This is a genomic window from Agarivorans sp. QJM3NY_29 (assembly GCF_050870835.2).
GTDB lineage: Bacteria > Pseudomonadota > Gammaproteobacteria > Enterobacterales > Celerinatantimonadaceae > Agarivorans.
In genome coordinates this window covers 1,861,345-1,880,324 of the sequence record NZ_CP194036.2, presented here as the reverse complement: position 1 = coordinate 1,880,324, position 18,980 = coordinate 1,861,345, and the positions used below count along the sequence as shown (strand labels likewise).

General features: G+C 45.0%; 18 protein-coding genes. All 18 read right to left on the bottom strand.

The genetic code is table 11. From position 1 onward, the window contains the following. Window positions 1-89: 89 nt before the first annotated feature. The 18 genes from flhB to aroA all read right to left on the bottom strand — a co-directional run bounded on the left by flhB (window position 90) and on the right by aroA (window position 18,968). On the bottom strand, window positions 90-1,217 hold the full coding sequence (gene flhB, locus ACRRS0_RS08635) for a flagellar biosynthesis protein FlhB (protein ID WP_432453611.1): 1,128 nt from the start codon (window positions 1,215-1,217) through the stop codon (window positions 90-92). Between the two features lie 19 nt (window positions 1,218-1,236). Next, the gene (gene fliR, locus ACRRS0_RS08630) at window positions 1,237-2,016 is read right to left on the bottom strand and encodes a flagellar biosynthetic protein FliR (RefSeq protein ID WP_432453612.1); all 780 of its coding nucleotides are present in this window, start codon (window positions 2,014-2,016) and stop codon (window positions 1,237-1,239) included. Then, a complete protein-coding gene (gene fliQ, locus ACRRS0_RS08625; protein WP_432453613.1) occupies window positions 2,016-2,285 on the bottom strand; it encodes a flagellar biosynthesis protein FliQ in 270 nt (89 codons plus the stop codon). The genes fliR and fliQ overlap by 1 nt, the downstream gene beginning before the upstream one ends. A 22-nt stretch (window positions 2,286-2,307) precedes the next feature. Next, entirely contained in the window at window positions 2,308-3,054 is a 747-nt protein-coding gene (gene fliP, locus ACRRS0_RS08620; RefSeq protein ID WP_432453614.1) for a flagellar type III secretion system pore protein FliP, read from the bottom strand. Beyond that, window positions 3,044-3,451, bottom strand: a complete 408-nt coding sequence (gene fliO, locus ACRRS0_RS08615; protein WP_432453615.1) for a flagellar biosynthetic protein FliO — start codon at window positions 3,449-3,451, stop codon at window positions 3,044-3,046. The genes fliP and fliO overlap by 11 nt, the downstream gene beginning before the upstream one ends. Beyond that, complete coding sequence (gene fliN, locus ACRRS0_RS08610; RefSeq protein ID WP_432453616.1) at window positions 3,451-3,822, bottom strand: flagellar motor switch protein FliN; 372 nt, start codon at window positions 3,820-3,822, stop codon at window positions 3,451-3,453. Before fliN ends, fliO begins: the two co-directional genes overlap by 1 nt. 18 nt (window positions 3,823-3,840) lie before the next feature. After that, entirely contained in the window at window positions 3,841-4,869 is a 1,029-nt protein-coding gene (gene fliM, locus ACRRS0_RS08605; RefSeq protein WP_432453617.1) for a flagellar motor switch protein FliM, read from the bottom strand. A gap of 9 nt (window positions 4,870-4,878) precedes the next feature. Continuing rightward, window positions 4,879-5,388, bottom strand: coding sequence for a flagellar basal body-associated protein FliL (fliL, locus tag ACRRS0_RS08600; protein WP_432453618.1), 510 nt, complete (start codon window positions 5,386-5,388; stop codon window positions 4,879-4,881). 84 nt (window positions 5,389-5,472) lie between these two features. Beyond that, window positions 5,473-7,623, bottom strand: a complete 2,151-nt coding sequence (locus ACRRS0_RS08595) for a flagellar hook-length control protein FliK (protein WP_432453619.1) — start codon at window positions 7,621-7,623, stop codon at window positions 5,473-5,475. Window positions 7,624-7,743: 120 nt separating this feature from the next. Beyond that, complete coding sequence (fliJ, locus tag ACRRS0_RS08590) at window positions 7,744-8,184, bottom strand: flagellar export protein FliJ (RefSeq protein WP_432453620.1); 441 nt, start codon at window positions 8,182-8,184, stop codon at window positions 7,744-7,746. A gap of 29 nt (window positions 8,185-8,213) precedes the next feature. Then, window positions 8,214-9,563 carry a flagellar protein export ATPase FliI gene (gene fliI, locus ACRRS0_RS08585; RefSeq protein ID WP_432453621.1) on the bottom strand — a complete coding sequence of 450 codons (1,350 nt, stop codon included), beginning with the start codon at window positions 9,561-9,563 and terminating at the stop codon, window positions 8,214-8,216. After that, window positions 9,538-10,506, bottom strand: a complete 969-nt coding sequence (locus ACRRS0_RS08580; RefSeq protein WP_432453622.1) for a flagellar assembly protein FliH — start codon at window positions 10,504-10,506, stop codon at window positions 9,538-9,540. The genes fliI and ACRRS0_RS08580 overlap by 26 nt, the downstream gene beginning before the upstream one ends. Window positions 10,507-10,509: 3 nt before the next feature. Next, entirely contained in the window at window positions 10,510-11,550 is a 1,041-nt protein-coding gene (gene fliG / locus ACRRS0_RS08575; protein ID WP_432453623.1) for a flagellar motor switch protein FliG, read from the bottom strand. Continuing rightward, on the bottom strand, window positions 11,540-13,234 hold the full coding sequence (gene fliF / locus ACRRS0_RS08570) for a flagellar basal-body MS-ring/collar protein FliF (protein ID WP_432453624.1): 1,695 nt from the start codon (window positions 13,232-13,234) through the stop codon (window positions 11,540-11,542). Before fliF ends, fliG begins: the two co-directional genes overlap by 11 nt. 42 nt (window positions 13,235-13,276) lie before the next feature. Beyond that, window positions 13,277-13,621 carry a flagellar hook-basal body complex protein FliE gene (gene fliE, locus ACRRS0_RS08565; protein ID WP_432453625.1) on the bottom strand — a complete coding sequence of 115 codons (345 nt, stop codon included), beginning with the start codon at window positions 13,619-13,621 and terminating at the stop codon, window positions 13,277-13,279. Between the two features lie 71 nt (window positions 13,622-13,692). Beyond that, window positions 13,693-15,942, bottom strand: coding sequence for a putative bifunctional diguanylate cyclase/phosphodiesterase (locus tag ACRRS0_RS08560; protein ID WP_432453626.1), 2,250 nt, complete (start codon window positions 15,940-15,942; stop codon window positions 13,693-13,695). A gap of 359 nt (window positions 15,943-16,301) precedes the next feature. Next, complete coding sequence (locus ACRRS0_RS08555) at window positions 16,302-17,531, bottom strand: EAL and HDOD domain-containing protein (protein ID WP_432453627.1); 1,230 nt, start codon at window positions 17,529-17,531, stop codon at window positions 16,302-16,304. Between the two features lie 156 nt (window positions 17,532-17,687). After that, the gene (aroA, locus tag ACRRS0_RS08550; protein ID WP_432453628.1) at window positions 17,688-18,968 is read right to left on the bottom strand and encodes a 3-phosphoshikimate 1-carboxyvinyltransferase; all 1,281 of its coding nucleotides are present in this window, start codon (window positions 18,966-18,968) and stop codon (window positions 17,688-17,690) included. Between the last annotated feature and the right edge of the window lie 12 nt (window positions 18,969-18,980).

Sequence of the window (18,980 nt, the reverse complement as noted above, 5' to 3'; positions counted from 1 at the left end):
AAATACTGACTGTAGAGCAAGAGATAATTTAGAAAAGCAATAACTAAGCCAACAACAAAGGTACACCTAGAGAAATCATAGAATTGAGCTTAGTATCGTAATTCGTCGGGGATAGGTAAATCATCAGCCACAGGTTTAGGTCGTTGTCCTCGACCTTTACGGTACTGCTCCAACTGGAACACAAAGGCTAATACTTGAGCCACTGCGACATATAGCCCATCAGGAATATCCTGACCGAGCTTCGTGGTATGGTACAGAGAACGTGTTAAGGCTGGCGCTTCTAAAATAGGGACTTCGTAATGACGAGCGATCTCTCTGATTTTCATCGCCACCTCATCCACACCCTTAGCCACCACTTTCGGCGCACCACCCGCCTTGCTGTCATACTGAAGCGCCACCGAAAAATGAGTCGGATTGGTGACAACCACATCCGCTTGCGGCACATCTGCCATCATACGACGAGCAGCCATTTCCATTTGCAAACGACGGATCCGCCCCTTAACTTCAGGGCTTCCTTCCATATTTTTGTGCTCGTCTTTCACTTCCTGCTTAGACATTTTGAGCTGGTTATTGTGATTCCATATCTGGTAAGGGACATCAATGATAACAATAATAATTAAACTACAAACCAGCGCTAACAACATCCATTGCAACATATCTAAAGCATTGACAATAGAGCCCGGAATTGACTGTAGGCTTAAAGACAAGATATCGGCAAATTTCCAGCGTAATACAATCCAAACAACACCAGCTATCACTATCACTTTGGCAACACTTTTAACAAACTCTACCAAAGCTTGTACGCCAACCATTCTTTTAAACCCTTGCAAGGGAGATAACTTATTCGCCTTGGGCATCGCAGCTTCCCAGCTAAACGATATACCACCTAATAAGGTATTTCCGAGTAGGGCTGCCAAAGCAATAAACCCCATGATCCACAACATCGGCTTAAACAATAGCCAAGCAATCGAGCCAATATTTTTAAACAATAGGTGAACATCGAATACTTGCTCACGACTCAGAGTAAAAGCAACTTCAAAGACTTTCACCATTGACTCGGCTAGCATGCCACCAAAAGCCATAATTGCGATTGCAGCCGTAATCAAAACTGCCGCAGTACCCAACTCCTTAGAGCGAGCAATTTGCCCCTTGTTACGAGCTTCATCAAGCTTTTTCGCCGTGGGTTCTTCGGTACGTTCTTGATCATCATCAGCCATCGTATCTTAGCCTTATTGGTCAACAACCAATACGAAGCATGGTACATGCCATGCTTCGGCCTACCTCCCACTGTCGTTGAAAATGAGCCAGGAAGCCACCAATGGTTAACCATAAAATAAATAAACCAAATAGCATGCTTACCGCAAAGCCAATACTAAAAATATTCAACTGCGGCGCAGCCCGAGTCATGATGCCAAAAGAGAAGTTGATCAACAACATTGCCACCACTGAAGAAATCGACAAGGCTAAAGCTGCAAGAAATAGTTGCGAATACCAGCCGGCCAGTTGCTGATAATCGATACTACTTAAACCATGCATACCGATCGGCAGCGTTTCGAAACTCATCGCAATTAAGCTAATTAACTGTAAATGACCGTCAATCGCCAAAAACAATAACGTTGCCAGCAATAGATAAAACTGTCCCACTACCGGAGTGCTCTGACCATTATTGGGGTCAACCATAGAAGCAAAACCCAAACTGGTTTGCATCGCAATAATTTGTCCGCCCACGACAAAAGTTTGCATCAGTAATTGAGAAATAAAACCTATCGCGACCCCAATTAATATTTGCTGCAATACCACAATAAAGGATTGTAACGAGAATAACTCTATACCTTGCACATCGGGTAATACCGGAACCAAAGCAAAAGTAATCGCTAAAGCCAACAATATCCGAACTCGAGTTGGAACCGTCTTTCCGCCAAAACTGGCTAGCACCATCAACATCGCCGCAATACGCGTAAAGGCCCATAAATATTGTCCAATCCAAGCCATGATCAACTCGGCAGAAAATTCCATCAGCCAACAACCTGCGGGATCATATCAACCATGGTAAAAAATAATTCCATGAGCTTTTCTGTAAACCAATGACCCGCAAACATCAGCGATGCCAAAGTAACCAGTAAGCGAGGCAGAAAACTTAAGGTTTGTTCATTAATGGAGGTTGCCGCTTGAAAAATAGAGACCACTAAACCAACTAATAAGCTAGGGATAATCGCCGCTGAAACCAAAATAACCACCTGCCCAAGTGCCATCCGGAATACATCAACAAAGACTTCTGGTTGCATTACCTTACTCCTTGCTTATCTATCACACACCAAAGCTATTGGCGAGAGTGCCCATCACTAAGCTCCAACCGTCCACTAATACAAACAACATTAACTTAAAAGGCAAGGATACAATCATCGGCGATAACATCATCATTCCCATCGCCATCAAAATACTAGCGACAACCAAATCAATCACCAAAAAAGGAATAAATAACATAAAGCCAATTTGAAAAGCGGTTTTCAGTTCTGAAGTAATAAAGGCTGGTATAAGCACCGTCATCGGAACTTCTTCAGGAGAGCCGACTTCAATTTTTGAGATCCGGATAAAAGTATCTAAATCAGTCAAACGCGTTTGCGCCAACATAAACTCTTTCAGCGGCTGCTTGGCCTGCTCAAAAGCTTCGGTTGAACTTAGCTGCTCATTGAGATAGGGCTGTACCGCGTTCTCATTCACCTTATCAATCACGGGTGACATAATGAAAAAAGTCAAAAATAGCGCAATGCCAATGATGACTTGGTTCGACGGGCTTTGCTGCAACCCCATGGCTTGACGTAAGATAGACATCACCACGACGATACGGGTGAAAGAGGTCATCATAATCACCAAAGCTGGCAAAAATGACAATGCAGTCATTAAGGCTAAAACTTGTAGTGTGACTGAATACTCTTGCCCGCCATCGGGACTGGTCGTCATAGTAATCGCTGGCAGGATCCCATTCTGGGCGTAACTGGGTAAGCTAAAAACTAAACCAATACCCAAAAGCCATAACAGCCACTTACTTTTCATTTTTAAATAACATTCCTTGCAGCTGTTTTGCGAAGTTTCCGTTGGCAGAATTATTCTTGACCTCTAGAGGTTGTTCTAATTTATCCAACAGGTTAATTGATTGTGCAGTTACCCCTAACAGATATTGTTGCTGGCCAATCTCCACGACCATTACTCGCTCTCGTGTTCCCAGAGCCAAATTTGCGACAACCTTCGCTTGACCGCCAGCAAATTGACTCAAACGGGTTTTCTTTAAAACCCAAGCACAAACAAAAATAGTCACCAAGACCAAAGCAAAAGACATCAGCCAAGAGACCAATTCCACCTGACTGTTAGAGGTACTTGCCGTCGTCTGCTCTGCATATACAGGTAATACCATGCTACAAGCCAATAAATAAGCTAATTTGCGCAATTGCATCACTTGAGCTTTTTAATCCGTTCGGTTTGGCTAATCACATCGGTGAGACGGATACCAAACTTATCATTTACCACCACCACTTCGCCATGTGCGATTAAAGTACCATTCACTAATACATCGAGGGGTTCGCCTGCCACCCTATCCAGCTCAACCACCGAGCCTTGGTTAAGTTGTAACAAATTACGAATACTAATATTACTACGACCAACTTCCATGGAAATCGTGACCGGAATATCCATGATTGAATCGAGTTTACGTTGTTCTTCCTCTGAGATAGGCTTAGATTCATCGACAAACTCTTCTAACGGAGCTGGCTCTGCTTCGGCCATTGCTGCTGCCCACTCATCAGCCATATCATCTTGATCACTCATTGTTTTTCCTCATTTATCTCAATCATCGCTAGTAAGTCGACGGCTGCTACTGACGACCAATTCCAAATCACTCTTCACAGTGTCCGGACGTTTTAATTGAGTTTCAATTTTCAGTGCCATTTTCTCGTTGCTTTGGCCAATTTTGACTCGGTAACTTGGTAAGTCTTCTACAAATAACATTGCGGTTTCGGGCATCACGACCGGAATAACATCCCCCACTTTTAAATGCATCAACTGTCGTAAAGTGACATCGGTCTCTAATAACTTGGTGTGTAAACCAACCGGAACATCCATTATTTCGTCTCTAAGCGCCGAACTCCAGCGTTGGTCGGTATCTTGTTTGTCACTTTGCACACCCGCGTCAAGTAGTTCACGAATCGGTTCCAACATCGAGTATGGCATGGCAATATGAAAATCTCCGCCACCGCCATCTAACTCAATATGAAATGAACTTACAACGATCACTTCGGTAGGGCTAACAATATTGGCCATCGCTGGATTCACTTCAGAATCCAGATAATCAAAGCCCACATCCATAACTGGCGCCCAAGCTTCAACATAATCTTCAAAGATTAACTTCAGCAGCATCTGGATGATGCGGCGCTCGGTGGGTGTAAATTCTCGACCTTCAATTTTGGCATGATAACGGCCATCACCGCCAAAAAAGTTTTCCACTAAAATAAACACCAAGCGAGCTTCCATGGTGATCAAGGCCGTCCCCTTCAATGGACGGAAACGAACCATATTCAAACTCGTAGGAACAAACAAGGTATGAACGTATTCACCAAACTTAATCATTTGTACGCCGTTAATCGACACCTCAGCGGTACGGCGCATCATGTTAAATAAACTAATCCGCATATGTCGAGCAAAGCGTTCATTCACCAACTCAAGCGTTGGCATCCGACCACGCACAATCCTATCTTGGGAAGAGAAGTCAAACTCAACCACACTGCCAGACATTTCTGGCTCAATAATGTCCTCTTCTATGTCATCGACACCATGTAACAGCGCATCAATTTCGTCTTGGCTTAATAAATCGCTCACGGTATTCCTTTATTGCATCACAAAACCGGTGAAGAGAATTTTCTCAACCACTACTTTACCAGTAATTTCTTTTAATGCTTTTTGTGTTTCAACGAGCGAATTCTCTCGCAAAGCATCTTTCCCTTGTTGCGTCGACAAATCGTCAACCGACGCGGAACTAAAAACATTCAACAAGGTGCCTTCAATCAATGGGATATGTAGCTTCGCTAACTCTTCGTTGACCGTGCCTCTCACTAATAACTGCACCTTGATCTGTACCAAACGGTCCCGACTATCGCCGACAATATTAAATACAAATGGCCGAGGCATACCAACATATAAGGCACTATGGGTAACGCTCGACGTGGCTTCTTCTGAAGGCGTGGCTGCAGCTGGTGCTTCATCCCCACCGCCGCTCATTAACAGAAAGCCAACCACACCTCCGATCACCAATACGGCAACAATGGCAACAATGATGATTAGCTTCTTCTTACTCCCTGAGCCCTCTTCCTCTACTTTTAGTTCTGTTTCTTCAGCCATTTATGCTTCCATGAATTAATAACTAAAACTGATTTGATTATTACATAGTTAGGATGGACGACAACAGCCTTAGCAGCAAATAAACTATGCGTAGAAGTCGATTCCGTCACGACTTGATTGATTTATCTGCGAACTGTCTAGCTCTTGTTCAACACCGCCCTCAATACCGCGACGCAGACTCTCTGTCCCACCACCCGCTAAAGATTGACCTTGGCCTTGATTAGAAGAACTCCCTTGATGCTGCTGATTGACCGAACTTTGACCAAGCTCTATGCCTTGTTGTTGAAGCATTTCACGCAACCGAGGCATGGTTTGCTCTAAGGCTTCTCGTGCTTGCGGGTTTTGCACCTGAATATGTACCGATACTTGTTGCTCATGATTCATTTGCAAGCGCACATGCATACTACCCAGCTCAGCAGGATCTAAACGGATTTCAGCTTTATGCATGCCTTGGCTTAGCATATATTGCACGCGTTGATTTAATTCTGCAGGCGCTTGATATTGACTCGGATTTAAACGTTGATTCATCAGCCCATTTTTGTCATTGAGTTGATTCGCTTGTTGAGCTTGCTTCAGGCTTATCTCGCCATTTTGCTCAGTTCGATTAATGGACTCTGCTCCAGAGACACCATTAAAGTGATGATTCGTCTGCTGTGCTCTAGCCGATTCAGTTAAGCCAACTTGAGCTGCCGTATGCTGTTGAGCCTGCCCTTGTTGTTGATGATCATCACTATGCTTACCTTCGCTCGTGGCACGCCCATCTGCAAACGCTGAACTTGCGAACTTATCAGCTTGGGCACCTGATTCAGCAGTCCCACTTTGAGTTTTATTCGCTGATTCTGCAACTTGACTAAAGCTCTGAACTTTTGCATCGACAACCCGATGTGGTGTTGGCTGCTGTTGCTCAGGCGTGATTTCTTTCGCTTGGCTAAGATTGGCGTTTAATTTAGTGTCGTTAGTCGTCCCACTCTGCTGCGCCGCAACCACTGTATCACCGCTAGACGTTGAGGTTTGATTCACAGAGCGGCGTTCGCCGCTTGTTGCGACAGCATTCAAATTCGACTCGACTTTTGAAGTCACAGTCGCAGCTTGCTGACCAGGATCGGCTTTCACCGTATCCGAACCTGCCGACTTATCAGCAATGCTGTTGGCTTGGGCAGATTGAGCTGATTGAGACTTGGCTAACTCGGCTTGTTCAAGCTTACTATTCTGCGCCTTAGTTATATCGGTTTGTTCAAGCCTACCAGTCGCATGAGTTGACTGATTTTTTGCTAACTCAACTTGCTCGAGCTTACCATGCCCACTGAGTGGCGTTGATTGGGCATTAACTGATTGTTTATCATCAGTTTTGTTCTCTGGCGGTGTGCCACCGCTTGATGCTTCAGCCTTACTCAAATCACTCGCTACTTTTTGCTGAGGACGATCGCTGGCCTGAGTAGTTACATCCTTAGCCGCAGCATCATCAACGACCGTGCTGACGGCTTGTTTGGGAACACTAGAGCCCTCAGTGACATTTTGTTTTTCCAGCTGAGTTGGAGTTCCATTACTGAGTTTCGTGTTTGCAGTTTCAACACTTTCACTGTCAGCTTGATCCGATGATTGCGACTTGCTCGAAGCAGTCACTTCTGCCAACGAGCTATCCTTAGTTAGCATCGCGATGAGATCGCTGTCGGGATCGGTCTCATCAGAGTCCGCTGCTGTTTTATCCTCAGTTACTTTTTCGTCGAGGTTCAACAATTCTTCACTGTCAAAGCCAGCCTTTGCATGAGCTTCAGCGGCGCTGTTCGAATCTTCAAGAGAAAGGTCTACGTCATCAGTTTCGATATCGAGCGGCAGATCCCTGCCGCTTGCCTTCACATCGGTATCCTCTTTCTCAGATAAAGTGGTTAAATCCGTAAGTTTAGCTGTCGACTGCGGCTCTTCAGATTCAGCCTCTCCTTCCACAGCACCAGTCTGATTTAAATCAACTACAACTTGTTTTGCGTCAGTCAACTGTTTCAGTAAATCTGAAGGGCTTTGCGACTCAAGCGATGACTGAGAGGCATTCTGCTCGGTTTGCGGTTTAACAAACTGCTCTTTAACTAAAGAACCAAGGGCATTTTCAGCCTTAGGTAAGTTATCCAACTCACTAACCATTTTTGCAAAATCGCCAGCTCCAGCAGAAGGGCTTAGCGAAGCGCTGCTTAAGGCCGAGAATTGATTAGCCCCGGCGGTATCTGTTAACAATAATTCCATATTGTTGCTTACCCTTAAAAATTATCTTTATTTACCATGCGAGCAAAGAAACACAGAGTCTCCATCGAGCAAAGCGGCAAAGCGATAGCACATATAAGTATTAGGCAAAAAATACGCCAATTATGCTTGACCACGTAAATGGGCATATAAAGCATATTCATCAAGCAACTTTTGCTCTTCGCGCATTTGCTGCTGTTGTTTCAATTTCAGCTGTTTATCAATCAGCAACTCCATCGCCTTTCTTTTAGCCTGCAGATCCAACCATTGCTTGCGTTTCAACATCACATTTTTTTTAATTTGTTCAATGCTCTTACCTTGTTGAACACTCGCCTGTTCCAACTTTTGAATAAACAATTGATATTGATGGAAACTATCGGCGTGCAAACCATCAACTCCCTTCGCTAAAGCTTGCTCAAGATAAGAACGACGGTATTGCTGTAAGTGCGCCAGTTGAGTCTCAAATTCATTGAGTTGTTGTTGAGCTTGAGCCATTTCAGTCGCCGCATCTTGCTCTTGTTCCTGCAAACGCTCAACCATTAAATATAACGCTCGCCTCGCCATGGTACTCTCCTAGTCGGTTCTATTGGTAGCTAGTTGAGCGGACCTTGGGCGTTGATGTTAGCCATTTGCATGGTACGCTGCATCCGCGTCAGACTTTCGTCATAAGCTACAACTTCTTTCATTTCTTGTTGCAAGAACTGGTCCAAATGAGGCTTCATGGCAATGGCTAAATCAATTCGTTTATCGGCGCCTCGCTGATAGGCACCAATTGCGATAAGATCTTGATTTTGTTGGTAAGAAGAATTTAAGGATTTCAATTGGCGGGCCAATAATTGATGGTTATCACTAGTCACGGCTGGCATAACGCGACTAATCGATTTTTCTATATCGACCGCAGGATAGTGGCCAGCATCGGCGAGTTCACGCGACAAAACGATATGGCCATCTAAAATAGCACGGGCGGCATCAGCAATAGGATCTTGTAAGTCGTCCCCTTCGGTGAGTACCGTGAAAAATGCAGTAATCGACCCTTGGCCTTCCCCGCCATTACCTGCCCGCTCCACCAAACGTGGCAACTTGGCAAATACCGAAGGCGGATAGCCCTTGGTCGCTGGCGGCTCGCCAATGGCCAAAGCAATTTCGCGCTGCGCTTGAGCATAACGAGTCAATGAATCCATTAACAGTAAAACATTCAAACCCTGATCTCGAAAATACTCAGCAATAGTTAAGGTTGTATCACAGCCCTTCAATCGCATTAACGGCGAAGCATCGGCAGGGGCGGCGATGACAACCGCGCGTTGACGCCCTTCCTCTCCCAAGATTTCATCGATAAACTCTTTCACTTCTCGACCTCGTTCACCAATCAAACCCACCACGACAACATCGGCCGTGGTGCCTCGAGTCATCATGCCCATCAAGACACTTTTACCGACCCCCGATCCGGCAAACAATCCCATTCGTTGCCCCTGCCCCACGGTAAGCACCGCGTTTATTGAACGCACACCGACATCAAGTGGTTGCTTAATTGGCTTTCGAGCCATGGGATTTAAACGGACTGAACTTAAATTATCCACCTGCTTGCAATGAATTTCGCCTAAACCGTCGAGGGGTTTACCTAACCCGTCGATCACCCGACCTAATAGCTCCATACCAACCGGAATACCATGGTGTTCATGTAAAGGGATCACCCGAGCCCCTGGTAATACACCGGTTAACTGCTCACTAGGCATAAGAAATAGTTTATCGCCAGAAAAACCAACCACCTCCGCTTCTAAAAATCCATCTAAGGTCTCGACTGCACATAAAGATCCGAGCGGAGCACGGCAGCCAATGGCTTCAAGAGTCAGCCCCACCACACGAGTTAACTTACCCGCCACTGTAGGGTTATTGCGCACGTGGCTTGTTTGATAACGTTTAAGCCGTTGGATCAGAGTCATCATCTTGACCATTTTGACGAATAAATGAGCGTAAGCTCTGCTGAATCACTTCACTCATCTCTACAGTCACCGAAGATAAGTCATTTTCAATCAGGCAATCACCTTGAGTAAGGCTACCATCAGTCAATAGCTGCCAACCTTTCTTCTGTTGGGTTTCGGGAGGAAAGACCTGCTCAACAATAGCTAAATCTAGAGGGTGAAGGTGGATTTGAATACTCTGCTGTTGTAACGGTAAAGCGGCCACTGCTTGTTTCACTGTTTTAACAATAATCTCAGGGTTTGTCTGCAATTCCACTTGAACGATTTCTGCCGCTAACTTCATCGCAAGATCAACTATTTGTTGCTCAACCTCCGCATCTATTTGCGCCTTTGGCTGATGTAACTGCCCCACCAAACCAGCCCAATGGGCACTTAATTCATCGATCTGTTGTTGGCCTTCAGTTAAGCCTTGGCTTAAACCTTGTTGTTGTCCGGCCTCAAGCCCCTTTGCAAGCCCTTCTTCATGGCCACTAAGTAAACCGGCCTCATGGCCCGCCAATTTGCCTTCAGCAAAACCTTCATCGTAAGCCGATTGGCGAAGCGCTTCTAACTCTTCGATGGTCATCGGCTCGAACTGAATTTCAGGCTCTACTTCTGGTTCTGGCTGATCAACCCAAGACGGCTTAACACCATATGCGTTACTCGATTGCCCATGCTGGCGGTGCTCTGCGTCTGAAAAATTGGGCAAAGGCCAGACGATATCGTCAGGCTCAGGGCCGACGGAAGTATCTGCCAGAACATCATCAATCATCGCCTGTGATTCTTGGTCGGCAACTTCAACTGGTGAACCTTGAGTCTCAGCCAATAAAGCCGCAATCTCGTCATCATCCATAGATGATTGGCTAGCGTCTTGTTTTAGTTCAGAGTCGTGCTCGTCTGTTGATTCACTTTTATCTTGTTCTGTCATCGATTATAAGAACTCATCACCACCGCCACCACCAATCATAATTTCGCCAGCTTCGGATAAGCGGCGAGCAATACCAAGGATTTCTTTCTGCGCGGTTTCAACTTCACTGACTTTAATTGGGCCCATCGCTTCCAAATCATCTTTTAGCATTTCAGCGGCACGTTTCGACATGTTATTAAAGATTTTCTCTTTCAGCCCATCATCGGCACCTTTCAATGCTTTTTGTAGTAACTCACCAGGAACATCACGCAGCAAGGTTTGAATACCACGATCGTCGATATCGACCAAGTTCTCGAAAACAAACATCAGATCTTGTATTTGCTGCGCCATCTCTTCGTCGCTGTCGCGGATCGAATCCATGAGCATGCCTTCCATGTTGGTATCGAGGAAGTTCATAATATTGGCTGCCGCCTTCAAGCCGCCCATTTTGGCCGCTTGAGCTCCAGCTTGCCCTGCAAACTGTTTTTCCATGATTTCGTTTAATTCGGTTAAGGCAGCGGGTTGAACTTCTTCCAAGTTGGCAATCCGCATCATTAAATCAAGCCGTACTTTCTCGGCAAATTGCGACATAATCTCAGCCGACTGCTCAGCTTCAAGATAAGAGAGAACAATGGTTTGAATTTGTGGGTGTTCATTTTGAATGATATTCGCCACTTGACGCGCATCCATCCATTTCAGAGAGTCCAAGCCCTTAGCACCACTGCCCATAATAATTTGGTCAACCAGACTGGAGGCGCGATCTTCACCTAAGGCTGCCGTAAGCGCCTTACGTACAAAGTCTTGACTGCCAATTCCAATATTGGTGTATTTCTGAATGTCGTCGATAAATAAACGATGCACCGCAACCACTCGCTCATGGGAAAAATCCTCGAGCGATGCCATTGCCATCCCCAAACGTTGTACTTGTTTGGGTTCTAAATGGCGGAATATGGTCGCTGCGTCATCTTCATTTAAACTCAGCATCAGAATCGCGGCTCGCTCAATGCCGCTCATTCCTTCCAGAACGACTTCTGGATCCATATCATTTTCATTTTCATTTGGCATCGTTAATTACCCAGTCTTTGATTACCATCGCGGCTAAGTCAGGTTCATTCGCGACCAAGGCTCGCACCGCTTTTAACATGTCTTCATCTTTATGTAGGTCCGGTAGTTTAAGCTGTCCATCACGGATCCCAAAATCTGTTTCGGTATTGTCGGCCGAAATCAATTGTAAATCATCATCATTTTCATAAGCTGCAAGTGCCGCATCTAAATCAGTTTCAGCATGCTCACTCTCTTCACCGCTAGAAAGAATACGATTTAACATCGGACGAACCACGGCCACAATCAATACAATCAGAACTAATACACTGCCCGCAATCCGCATTGCTCGCCAAAACCATGCCTGCTCCCATAACGGCAAGTCAGCTTCGCTTAATATTTCAGGTCGAGTAAATGGTACGCTCACAACCTCGAGTGTATCACCACGGCTTAAATTGAAACCCACGCCACCTTGCAACAAACGGCGAATGCTAGCGAGCTGTTCTGCAGAACGTGGCTCACGTGTCGTTTCACCACTGTCAGAAACTTGACTATTATAGTCCAATGCCACCGAAACACTCACTCGCCTCACCACCCCCACTTGAGAACGGGTATGACTAATTGTTGTATCCAGTTCATAGTTACGCGTGGCCTCTTTGTGACTACTTCCAGACTGAGTTTGTGCATTTGCGCCACCTGCTTGTTCTGGGATCTGTGCAGCGACTGGTGGTTGATTGGTTAAGGCTCCAGGGATCCCTATCGCGCCAGCACCAACATTATTATTTTCAACCGTGAATTCACTACGAACTGCCGGTAAATCGGGGTTATAGCGCTTCTGCGTTTGCTCTACAGCAGTGAAGTCTAAGGTCACATCAACTTCAGCTGTATAATTACCTAAGCCTACAACGGGGATCAAAATAGCGTCAATCTTGTTTTTATATTCAGATTCGCGCTTACGCTCCATTTCAAATTCTTTACGAGTACGCGAAGATAACGGATCTTGACTGCCAGAATTTAACAAACGGCCATTATGATCGGTCACCGTCACTCGGCTTGGAATAAGACCCTGTACCGCTGAGGCGACAATATCAACAATCGAATCGATTTCTTCTTGCACCAGACCATTATTATTACGCAGGCTGAGAACCACGGTGGCAGAAGGTTTTTGCTCCTGACGGGCAAATACATTACTTTTGGGAATGGCCAATAGAACTTGAGCTTTATTCACCGACTTCATTTGTTCAATGGCTGTCGCCAACTGACGTTCGCGACTCAGTTTTAAACGCTCACCTTCTAAACGCTGACTGACACCAAAGCCCATATCATTGAGCAGAATTTGCTCTCCAGCTGGCGCAGCCTCACTCAGCCCTGAGCGACGAAGTTTTAACTTAATATCTTGGTATTGTTCAGCATTGACTAATACCGAGTTACCTTCAATGGTATAAGGTATTTTTGCCTGATCGAGAAAATCAAGGGTCTCAACCAGTTCATTGGTGGTCATGGTCCCCAGTGGTCGCATCTCTGGTTCTTTCGCCCACATCAGCAAAAACACCGCCATTGCCAAACATATTGCGAGGGCCAAAATCATAATAATTTGGCGCAGAACATCACCGTTACTCAAAAATGATAGTGCAGAACTCTGTTGTTCCGTTGCTTCTAAATTATCACTATCGCTATCGGAGCCTAGTAGTGCTTGTTCTTGACTCATTGCGTTACTCCCTTCGCTCGCCACAATATACTCCTAGTCCCATTAAACGGGCATAGACATAATTTGTTTGTAAGCATCAACTAATTTATTTCTCACCTGCACCGTTGCGTCGAAAGCAATACTGGATTTTTGACTAGCAATCATCACATCACCAATACCAACGTTACGATCGCCTAAATCGAAACGGGTTCGTAAATCATTGGCATTCGACTGTAAGCCATTCACATTATTAATGGCGTCACTTAATAAACTGCCAAAGTCACTATTAACTTTTGAGAGGCCTAGCGGTGCGTTAGCTTGATTTATATCCTGAGCAATACCGCCAGTTTTCATTTCACCGGCCATTGATTGGAGTTCGCTAAATAGATTTGCTGACTCAACTCTCATGATTTCCCTCTCCCGCCAGATTAATGGCATTTATCGTTGTTACTCAAGGGAAAGCAAAAGGCGAGCCAAGATTAACTACCCACTAAACGAAGCGGCTCCTTCAAGTGGGGTTTAGGTAAGTAATGTTGTACAAAATCAACCTCAGCTTGCGGTCTGGCAAAAAAGAAACCTTGGGCTTGCTCACAACCCATCACCGACGCAATATTGGCTTGATTCTGCGTTTCAATACCTTCGATTAATACTTGGAATTTCATGCTACGTGCAACCATAACCATCGCTTTAACAATATGTTGATCGGACAGGTTATCTTCCAAACCACTCACAAAGGCACGGTCAATTTTCAACAAGGTGACTGGTAGGTGTTTCAGATAGGCCATAGACGAGTAACCGGTCCCAAAATCGTCAATCGCAATTCCAAAACCCGCATCTCGCATTCGTTGAATGCTTGCCTTCGCTTCGTCTGGTTGTTCCATCATGGCAGATTCAGTAATTTCAATACAGATCCGTTGCGGATTCACCTGCCATTGCTGGGCATAACTAATCGCGATTTTCTCCGCATGACCTAAAGACACCGTTGCAGCGGAAAAGTTAACGGATAATTTGAAGTCTTTCGCCAATTGACTTGCGTAGCGCGCCATGAACCGCATCGCATTCTCAAACACCCATTTATCTAATTGCAGCACTAAGCCTGTTTCTTCAGCGACAGGCACAAATTCATCAGGAGAAATCGCCCCCCCATCGGTAAACCAGCGCAATAATACTTCAGCGCCGATCACTTGGTTCGAAAGCAAGCAATACTGAGGTTGATAAAATAACTCCAATTCATCATTGGCAATCGCTTTACGTAATTTAGATTCAAGGGTCAGTTTAACGAGGCTTGCCTGACTAAAGTCGGGATGATAACGGCAGATACTACTGCCATCTTTTACCGCATGATTTAAAGCGGTAAATGCATTTGCCAGTAAAGCATCGCTGTGGATCGCATCTCGACCAGGATGAAAACAGCTATAGCCAACATGACAGCGAGTTAACAACTGTAATTGCTCTAAACGTAACCAACCTCGACAGCTTTGAATGATCTGTTTGGCGATCGCAATGACTTCTTTATCACGATTCACCGTTGGTATCGCCACCACAAAATAATGATGATACCAATAACCGAGCTGAGCCTCCGGATAATGCCGACGCAAACTCTTCTGTACGCGCTTAGCATATGCTTCTCTAGTTACTTCTCCGAGATGTTGGCCAAAGTTCTCAAATACTTCGTTTTGCCGCGGAAAATCGAACATCAGCACCGACATAGGTAAAGCATCATCTAACCAATCGGCAATTAAGCGGGTCATATGTCTTCGATTTGGCAGGCCCGTTACCTCATCATGATTTTTCCAATAGTCTAATTGCTCACGTAACAGGGTGGCTTTGTATTTTAGGCGATGAAATTTTTGCTGGATGAATAGGAAACCAGCACCAATCACGATAAACAGTAGCAATAACCCGAGTCCCCACCAATAAGATACGGTGTTACTTGGCTGGGTCGTTGCGACAATCGATTGCCATCGGTGGTAACTCTGCTGGCTAAAGTTTGGCTCAAGGGAGTTCAGACCGCGGTTAAGCAAACTCACCAACATTGGCCAATCATCACGAACGGCGAATCGATGTTCTAGATCTTGGTCAAACTGAAAGGCTTGTTGCATATGCCATTGTGGCATTGCTCGAAGTTGTGCGGCGACCTCGTCATTTCCTGCGACGATCGCCACCACTTGTTGTTGTGCTAATGCCTGCATCGCATCGAACAAGCGAGTAAATGGCTGAAGACTTAGATTGGGAAACTGTTTCGCGACAATTTCATGAGCACTACTGCCCATCACCACCGCCACCTTCTGGCCAGATAACTGTTCAACAGAACTAAAACGGGCATGATTTAAGTTTTGGTAGGCAACCAGAGTTTGCAGCTCGGTGGCTTGGGTATAATGAACAAAAGGACTTAGCCGATGATGACGAGGTGCGCTACTAAGCATATCTACCTGACCTTGCTGCAAAGCAAGCACTGCAGAGGAGATGCTAGAGAACACATGATAATCAAAAACTAAATGGGTTTGTGAAGCTAACTGGGCCAACATATCAACCGCATAGCCCTGAGCTTGTCCCTGAGGGTCCGAAAATTCCAAAGGAAGTCGCTCAGCAACCACCGCAACTTTCACCTTTGGATGATCTTCGAGCCATTGATATTCACTGGCATTGACTATATAGGCATGAGCACCCAACGACCAACAACAAGCTACCACTAGCAACGTTAAAGATTTAACGAGGCACCACTGCAAACTATTTAGCTCCTAAAAATTCCCGCTGTCTCGGCATTCTATGCGCCAAGTACAAATATTCTCTATGCAGCTTACCAAAATCAATCAAATATTATTTGATTTATATGCAATAAAAACCAAGTAAAAACCCTATTAATGTTTGCTAACTCACAAATTCAATAAGCGAGCCAAAACTTCACACCACTATGACTAGGACTATCGTGAGGTTTCTTTTCACTATTCGCCGATTGGAGATCCTCGTTCGAACCACCATCAATGGTGATAGAAATCGAAAGTAGAATCGATCATTACCGATAATCGTTTCAAGGTATTCTTTTATAAAAATGAAGCTGTTTTTTCATCAAGACCTAAACTTCATTTCATGCTGTTGGACTTAACAAAGATTGAAACTCTTCGCTCCATAGCAGCGCTTGCAAGTTAAATTGTTCAATATCCAGATAATCGATCTCTAACTGCTGAGCCAAACTTTCGCTCAAGGCCCAATTGCCCTGTTCGTAGGATTTTATCGTGAGCAACATGATACCTAACACAGATGACTGCCCACTACATAGTGCAGCCTTAATGTCTTGATCCAATGGTAAAGCACCAAGAATTTCACTCAATGGCTTATCTAATATCGCATCTAATAAAGAAAATAAGCCGCATAAAAAAGCACTGTCTCTATTGACCTGTGATAGACGGTTTGCGACCAACTCACAAAAACGAGCCCGATGTAATGACATTCTCATCAACTCTCTGGGCTTATGACTAACGGTCATTGCGTTAGCCAGTATCGCAACTAACTTACGTAATTGAGCATTTCCAACGTATACGACCGCTTGTTTGATCGATACGATATTTCGCACAATTGGCTGGTGACTCGAATTCACATAACGCAATAACTTGTAAGCTAAACTAGTGTCTCGCTCGAAATAACCGACCACTTCATTCACATTAACCTCGTCTTTGCTGGTTGCATGAAATAGTCGAGAGATCACCTGATAACTGGCATCCAGCTCCTTAGATTGGCGCATTTCGGGCCGACAAAAATAAAAACCTTGGAAGAGGCTGAAACCTAAAGCTCTCGCCTGCTGATATTCTTGCTGAGTTTCGATCTTCTCCGCTAATAAATTGATACTTTTATAGTTATTGATAACAGCAAAAAAAGACCCTAGTTGATTCAAGGGTGTTTTTCTTATATCTATCTTTATTAAACAGACCAGTTTAAAAAATGGTTCCCACTCAGGATGATAAATAAAATCATCTAAAGCTAAACGATAACCACTGCGAACCAAGTATTGACAACGCTTGTATAGCCTTTTACTGGGTTTTGCTGATTCCAGAATTTCAATCACAACCTGCTGTTTAGGCAGCAAACAGACAATATCTGAATAAAGGCTATCTTCTGAAAAGTTAATTAAGGCTGGTCTTCCTTGAGTGATTTCCTGTAAACCCTGATTTAACTGGGTACGAATAATCAACCTAGAAGTGGCTTCATGGGGGTCTATATTGGGAAATACATTCTCTGGCCCATCACGAAATAACAATTCATAGGCAGCCACTCGCTGACGACGATCTAAGATCGCCTGTCTAGCTGTATATACATTCATAGTATCCATTACCGTTTTTGCTGCATTTTAGTGTTGGCTTTTTGCCTATTTAATTATTAAACCCACCAAGGTGAGTCAAAATGCAGATATAAAAAAAGAGTCACAAAAAAGTGACCCCTTTAGACTAACTAAGTTGTAACAATTTAGCGACCTTTTTTACGAGCTAAGCTGTTGCAAACGTTCAAAATAGTCAGGGAAAGTTTTAGAAGTGCATTTCGGATCGTTAATCGTCACCGCGCTGTCACTCAGAGCCACCAGAGAGAAACACATCGCCATACGGTGGTCATCGTAGGTATCGATTGCTGCATGCTTGATTTTTGCCGGTGGCGTCACTTCAATAAAGTCTTCACCTTCGACAACCGTGGCACCCACTTTACGCAACTCAGTCGCCATTGCACTTAAGCGGTCTGTTTCTTTAACACGCCAGTTGTATACATTGCGAATACAAGTGGTACCGCGAGCAAATAACGCCGTCGTAGCGATCGTCATGGCAGCATCGGGAATATGATTCATATCCAGATCCACCGCCATTAGCTCACCCGGGCGCGCGATAATATAATCATCGCCCCATTCAATATCTGCGCCCATGGCCGACAATACATCGGCAAATAACACATCACCCTGCATCGATTTCTTGCCCACCCCTGTGACTTTTACCTGACCACCTTTAATCGCGCCGGCCGCTAAGAAATAGGAGGCAGAAGAGGCATCGCCTTCAACCAGAAACTCGCCGGCAGCACGATACACCTGCTGGCCTTTGACCACAAAACGCTGATAGTTATCATTTGCTACATCGACCCCAAAAGCGGCCATCATCTTCAAAGTGATATCAATATAAGGCTTGGACACCAAATCGCCAATAATGGTAATTTCAACGTCAGCTTGAGCATAGGGGGCGGCCATCAGGAATGCGGTTAGAAACTGGCTGGAAACCGAGCCATCGATGCTCACTTTGCCACCCTGCAAACCGGTACCATTGATCTTCAGCGGCGGGTAACCTTCACTCTTCAAGTAATCGATGTTGGCACCCACTTGGCGTAAAGCATCGACTAAGGCGCCAATCGGTCGCTCTTCCATGCGAGGCTCGCCAGTCAAGCTAAATTCCCCCTCACAGAGACATAAAGCGGCACACAGTGGGCGCATGGCTGTGCCGGCATTCCCAAGGAACAACTGCTCAGCCTGCTCCGTCTTAAAGGCACGTCCTAAACCCGTCACCGTGCAACGACGTCGATCGTCAGAAAGCTGATAAGACACTCCCAGGGTTTTCAGCGCGTTTAACATATGCCGAATATCATCGCTATCGAGTAAGTTGTTAAGAACCGTTTCACCTTCGGCGAGAGCAGCTAACAGCAATGCTCGGTTCGACACACTCTTGGAGCCTGGAAGGTTAATTTCACCGTCAACTTGTGAAATTGGCTGTAGGGTTAATTGTTCCATTTATCTATTATC